Raw genomic sequence first — 6,288 nt, 5'->3', positions numbered from 1 at the left:
GGCCCCGGCCCCGGCCGCCGCCGCGCCCGCCGCCCCGGCGGGCAAGCAGGCGCCGAAGCTGGAGGTCTCGCCGCTGCGCGGCCAGACCGTCAAGCTGACGCGGATGCGCAAGGTCATCGGCGACAACATGATGAAGGCCCTGCACTCGCAGGCGCAGCTCACCACCGTCGTCGAGGTCGACGTCACGCGGCTGATGAAGCTGCGCGCGCAGGCCAAGGACTCCTTCGCCGCGCGCGAGGGCGTCAAGCTCTCGCCGATGCCCTTCTACGTGAAGGCGGCGGCGCAGGCGCTCAAGGCGCACCCGGTCGTCAACGCGCGCCTCAACGAGGACGAGGGCACCGTCACGTACTTCGACTCGGAGAACATCGGCATCGCCGTGGACGCCGAGAAGGGCCTGATGACCCCGGTCATCAAGGGTGCGGGCGACCTGAACCTCGCGGGGATCGCGAAGAAGACCGCCGAGATCGCCGGCAAGGCGCGCGGCGGCGGCCTGACCCCCGACGACATGTCGGGCGCGACCTTCACGATCAGCAACACGGGTTCGCGCGGCGCGCTCTTCGACACCGTGATCGTCCCGCCGAACCAGGTGGCGATCCTCGGTATCGGCGCGACCGTCAAGCGCCCGGCCGTCATCGAGACCGCCGAGGGCACCGTCATCGGCGTGCGCGACATGACGTACCTGTCGCTCTCCTACGACCACCGCCTGGTGGACGGCGCCGACGCCGCCCGCTACCTCGGGACCGTCAAGGCGATCCTGGAGGCCGGCGAGTTCGAGGTCGAGCTGGGTCTGTGACCTTCCCGCCCAGGCCGGTGCATACCGCACTGGTCCGGGGAGCACGGAGGGTGGCGCACCGCCGCTTTCTGTAAGGTTCCTCACCCGCGGCGCCCCCTTCCGGACCCTGTCCGGGCGGGGGCGCCGCCGTATGGTTCGTACCGACACCCTGTCGAAGGAGTCGTAGGAGCCCCCATGACCGCGCCCGTCGTCCATTCGCTGCGTGACCAGATCCGCGAGCACATCGTGGAAGGGATCGTGAGCGGTCGCTGGAAGCCGGGCGAACGGATCGTGGAGCGGCGCATCGCCGTCGAGCTGGAGGTCTCGCAGACGCCGGTGCGGGAGGCGCTGCGCGAGCTGGAGAGCCTGCGGCTCATCGAGTCGGCGCCGAACAAGGGCGTCCGGGTCCGCAACATCACGGCGGCCGACCTGGAGGAGTCCTATCCGGTGCGGGCCGGGCTCGAACAGATCGCGGCGGAACTGGCCGCCGAACGCCTCGCCGGCGACTGCTCGGCGCTGGAGCCCCACGTGACGGCTTTGTACGAGGCCGACAGCGCCTCGGACGGCACGGGCCAGGTCCGGCACACGGTCGCCTTCCACCGCGCCCTGGTCGGCGCGGCGGGGAACGCGGTGCTGCTGCACACGTGGGAGGGGCTGGGCATCGAGGTCTTCACGGCGCTGTCGATCCGCTGGCTGGGGACCCGCCAGCAGTCGTACGCGGAGGAGCACGAGCAACTGGTCCGGGCCTTCCGCGCCCGCGACCCGCACATCGGGCCGCTGGTCAAGGCGCACGTCCTGGGGTGCGCGCCGAGGCCGTGAGGCGGCGGGCGGGGACCCCCGGCCGGCCGTCCCGTCCGGCCCTCCCACCTGAGCACCCCTTCCTCCACCCGAGCGCCGAGTCGGGCAAAACATCCCAGGTCAACCGACACTCGGTGCCGATTCGCCGGGCACTGGATGCCAATTTCCCGTTCCGGCCAATTTTTTCCCCCTCACCCTTTGATCGATCATCGATCAGCGGCTTACAGTCGACGACGGACTCCACCGAGTCCGGCGCCCTGTCCTGCCTCCACAGGGCTTAACACCCCCCTTCGACACGGAAGGCGGCGACATGACCGACCCCACCCGCATCCAGCCCAGCGAGCTCGACCAGCTCCCGGACCGCGACCCCGAGGAGACCGCCGAATGGCAGGCGTCCCTGGACGCCGTGACCGAGGCGGCCGGGCCGCACCGCGCCGCGTACCTGATGCGCCGCACGCTGGAACGCGCCGAGGGCAACGGTCTCGCGCTGCCCAAGCTGCTGGAGAGCGACTACGTCAACACCATTCCCACAGCCGCCGAGCCCGAGATGGACGGCGACCCGGAGATGGAGGCCCGCGTCACCGCGTGGAACCGCTGGAACGCGGCGGCCATGGTGACGCGCGGCTCGAAACACGGCGTCGGCGGCCACATCGCCACCTTCGCCTCGGCCGCGTGGCTCTACGAGACCGGCTTCAACCACTTCTTCCGCGGCAAGGAGCGCGACGGCTCCGGCGACCAGATCTACGTCCAGGGCCACGCCTCGCCGGGCATCTACGCCCGCGCCTTCCTCGACGGCCGCCTCACCGAGGAGCACCTCGACCACTTCCGGCAGGAGGCCGGCGGCAAAGGCCTTCCGTCCTACCCGCACCCGCGCCGCCTGCCCTGGCTGTGGGAGTTCCCGACCGTCTCCATGGGCCTCGGCCCGCTCTCCGCGATCTACCAGGCGCGCTTCAACCGCTACCTGACCAGCCGCGGCATCAAGGACCTGTCGGACGCGCACGTGTGGGCGTTCCTCGGTGACGGCGAGATGGACGAGCCCGAGTCCACGACCGCCCTCACCCTCGCGGCCCGCGAAGGTCTCGACAACCTGACCTTCGTCATCAACTGCAACCTCCAGCGCCTCGACGGCCCCGTCCGTGCGAACTTCAAGATCGTGCAGGAGCTGGAGGCCGAGTTCCGCGGCGCCGGCTGGAACGTCGTCAAGACGCTGTGGGGCTCCGCCTGGGACGAGCTGTTCCGGCTCGACACGACGGGCGCGCTCGTACGCCGCCTCCGCGAGGTACCGGACGCGCAGTTCCAGACGTACCAGACCCGCGACGTGGCCTACATCCGCGAGCACTTCTTCGGTGCCGAGCCGGCCCTCGTGGAGCTGGGCAAGCTGCTCGGCGACGACAAGATCCTGGAGTGTTTCAAGACCTCCCGCGGCGGCCACGAGGCCCGCAAGGTCTACGCCGCCTACCGCGCCGCGCTCTCCCACAAGGGGCAGCCGACCGTCATCCTGGCGCAGACCGTCAAGGGCTTCACGCTCGGCAAGGGCTTCGAGTCCAAGAACGCCAACCACCAGATGAAGAAGCTCTCGGTGGACGAGTTCAAGGACATGCGCGAGCTGCTCGGCCTGCCGATCCCCGACTCCGCCTTCGCCGACGGCCAGGTGCCCTACGGCCACCCGGGCGCCGACTCCCCCGAGGTCCGCTACCTCCAGGAGCGCCGCGCCGCCCTCGGCGGCCCGGCCCCGGCCCGCCGCACCCAGCCGCTCGCGCCGCTGCCCGCCCCCGCCGACAAGACGTTCGCCGCCTTCGACAAGGGCTCCGGCACGCAGCCGGTCGCGACCACGATGGCCTTCGTCCGCCTCGTGAAGGACCTCATCCGCGACAAGGAGACCGGCAAGCGCTGGGTCCCGATCGTCCCCGACGAGGCCCGCACCTTCGGTATGGAGTCGCTTTTCCCGTCCCTCGGGATCTACTCCCCCAAGGGCCAGACGTACGAGCCGGTCGACCGCGACCAGCTCATGTACTACCGCGAGGCGAAGAACGGCCAGATCCTCAACGAGGGCATCACCGAGGCCGGTTCGATGGCGGACTTCATCGCCGCCGCCACGTCGTACGCGACGCACGGCGAGCAGATGATCCCCTTCTACATCTTCTACTCGATGTTCGGCTGGCAGCGCACGGGCGACCAGATGTGGCAGCTCGGCGACCAGCTCGGCCGCGGCTTCCTCGTCGGCGCCACGGCGGGCCGTACGACCCTGACGGGCGAGGGCCTCCAGCACGCGGACGGCCACTCCCCGGCCATCGCCGCGACGAACCCGGCGGCACTCGCGTACGACCCGGCCTTCGCCTACGAGATCGCGGCGATCGTCAAGGACGGGCTGCGCCGGATGTACGGCGAGACGCGGGCGGACGAGGACCCGAACGTCTTCTACTACCTCACCGTCTACAACGAGCCGATGCCGCAGCCGGCGAAGCCCGAGGGCGTCGATGAGGGCATCCTCAAGGGCCTCTACCGCTTCAACACGGCCGAGACCGCCGGGCTGAGCCTCGGCGAGAAGGCTCCCCGGGCGCAGCTCCTCGCCTCGGGCACCGCGATCCACTGGGTGCTCAAGGCGCAGAAGATGCTCGCCGAGGAGTGGGGCGTGGCCGCCGACGTGTGGTCGGCGACCTCCTGGGGCGAGCTGCGCCGGGACGCCATGGAGGCCGACGAGGCGCTGCTGCGCGGCGAGGAGCGCGTCCCCTACGTGACGCGCGCCCTGGCCGGGGCGCCCGGCCCGGTCGTCGCGGTGAGCGACTACATGCGCCAGGTCCCGGACCAGATCGCGCAGTGGGTCGAGCAGGACTGGACCTCGCTGGGCGCGGACGGCTTCGGCATCTCCGACACGCGTGACGCGGCCCGCCGCTACTTCGGCGTGGACGCCGAGTCCGTCGTGGTCGCCACGCTCGCCCAGCTCGCCCGCCGCGGCCTGGTCAAGCCGGCCGCCGTCAAGGAGGCCCGCGAGCGCTACGGTCTCTGAGCCCTCCGCCAAGGGACGGGGCGCCGAGCCCTCGGACGGGGCGGGGCGCGACTTTCGTGCCACCTCCGCGCCCCGTTCCCGTATCCACCTCGTCCCCGTATCCGCCCTTTTGCCCGCTCTCGCGAGCCGTGCGTGAATGGACTCGTCCCCGGGCGCCCGCGCACGCCGCCGCCCGCGTCACCGACCGGAGCGGGAGCACGGTCCATGAAGATCGCAAACGTGTCCTCGGCCCCCTGCTGGGCCGACCTCACGACCCCCGACACGGAGGCCGCGCGCCGCTTCTACCGGTCCGTGCTGGGCTGGGAGAGCGGCGCGCTGCCGGGCCGGGACACCGGGGGCTACGGGCTCTTCGCGCTGGACGACGGCCGCACGGTGGGCGGTTTCGCGCCGACCGCGCGCCCGGACCGCCCGGCCGCCTGGCTGCCGTACTTCCAGTCGGAGGGCGTGGACGCGGTGACCGCGCGCGTCGAGGGGGCGGGCGGCACGGTCACGGCGGGGCCGACCGACATGCTCGACCAGGGCAGGTACGCGGTGTGCGCGGATCCATCGGGCGCGGTCTTCGGGCTGTGGCAGCGGCGCGCGCACCCCGGGTTCGGGGTCGTCAACGCGATCGGCGGCTTCTGCTGGTTCGAGCTGGCGAGCCGCGACACGGCGGTGCCGGCCGACTTCTACGCCACCGTGCTCGGCTGGGCGACGACGAGTCCCGACGAGCACGGCTACCGCATGTGGACCGTGGACGACGAGCCCTTCGGCGGACTGCTGCGCATGAACGGTGCCTTCCCGCCGCACGTGCCCGCGCACTGGATGGTGTACGTGGCGACGGCGGACTGCGACGCGACGGCGGCGCGCTGCGCCAAGGCGGGCGGGGACGTGCTCGTCCCGCCGCGCACGATCGCCTCGGGCCGCTTCACGGTGCTGAGCGACCCGCAGGGCGCCGTCTTCGGGGCGCTCGCGCTCAACCCGCTGAGCGGGCTGGGGGAGCTGGCCTGAGAGCACGCGGGCGCGATCCCGCGCCCGCACGCGTACCGCCGTCCGCCGCGCCCGCCCCGTACGCCCACCACCGTCCCTCACGCCCGCCCCGTACCCGTACCGCCGTCCGCCGTGCCCGCGCGCTACCCGTCCGGTGCGCCCGCCACCCGCGCGGACGTGGGAGAACGCACGTTCCCGGCCGGTCCGGCGTGCGCCGGGCGCGGTGAGGGCGGATGCTGTGCTGGTGATGGACGAGACGCAGTTCTGGGAGCTCATCGACTCCGCGCGCGAGGCGGCGAACGGCGATCCGGAGGAGCAGGCCGACGTGGTGGTCGACCGGCTGCTCCAGCTCGACCCCGAGTCGGTCGCGGACTTCGCCCGTCATTTCGCGGTGCGCTTCCGCCGGGCCTGGACCTGGGAGCTGTGGGGGGCGGCCGGGGTGCTGCTCGCGGCGCCCGAGGGGGCCGACGAGGAGAGCTTCGACTACTTCCGCTGCTGGCTGATCGCACAGGGCCGCTCCGTCTTCGAGGGAGCGCTCGCCGACGCGGACGCGCTCGCCGGGCTGCTGCCCGACTTCGACGAGGAGATCGACGGGGACGCGGGCGAGCTGGGCGAGGCGGCCGAGGACGCCTACGAGCAGCTGACCGGGGCCTCGCTGCCCGCGCTCGGCCTGCCGCCGGAGCCCGAGGTGCCCGAGGGCACGCCGTTCCCGCTGGACGACGAGGACGAGCTGGCGGCGCGG

Annotated in this window: 5 protein-coding genes; all 5 read left to right on the top strand. The window is 72.3% G+C overall.

Features of this window, described 5'->3' with window-relative positions; genetic code table 11:
* The coding region (locus SSBG_RS35050) for a 2-oxo acid dehydrogenase subunit E2 (RefSeq protein WP_037870423.1) at nt 1–793 on the top strand (793 nt) is incomplete at its 5' end.
* Nucleotides 794–967: 174 nt separating this feature from the next.
* Nucleotides 968–1,591, top strand: a complete 624-nt coding sequence (locus SSBG_RS22550; RefSeq protein ID WP_008748380.1) for a GntR family transcriptional regulator — start codon at nt 968–970, stop codon at nt 1,589–1,591.
* Nucleotides 1,592–1,880: 289 nt separating this feature from the next.
* A complete protein-coding gene (gene aceE / locus SSBG_RS22545; RefSeq protein ID WP_008748379.1) occupies nt 1,881–4,577 on the top strand; it encodes a pyruvate dehydrogenase (acetyl-transferring), homodimeric type in 2,697 nt (898 codons plus the stop codon).
* 204 nt (nt 4,578–4,781) lie between these two features.
* Entirely contained in the window at nt 4,782–5,567 is a 786-nt protein-coding gene (locus tag SSBG_RS22540) for a VOC family protein (protein ID WP_008748378.1), read from the top strand.
* A 226-nt stretch (nt 5,568–5,793) separates the two neighbouring features.
* The coding region (locus SSBG_RS22535) for a DUF4240 domain-containing protein (RefSeq protein ID WP_037871784.1) at nt 5,794–6,288 on the top strand (495 nt) is incomplete at its 3' end.

It is taken from the genome of Streptomyces sp. SPB074 (assembly GCF_000154905.1).
Taxonomy (GTDB): Bacteria; Actinomycetota; Actinomycetes; order Streptomycetales; family Streptomycetaceae; genus Streptomyces.
The sequence above is the reverse complement of the archived record's forward strand: the minus strand, read 5'-3'. Positions and strand labels throughout refer to the sequence as shown.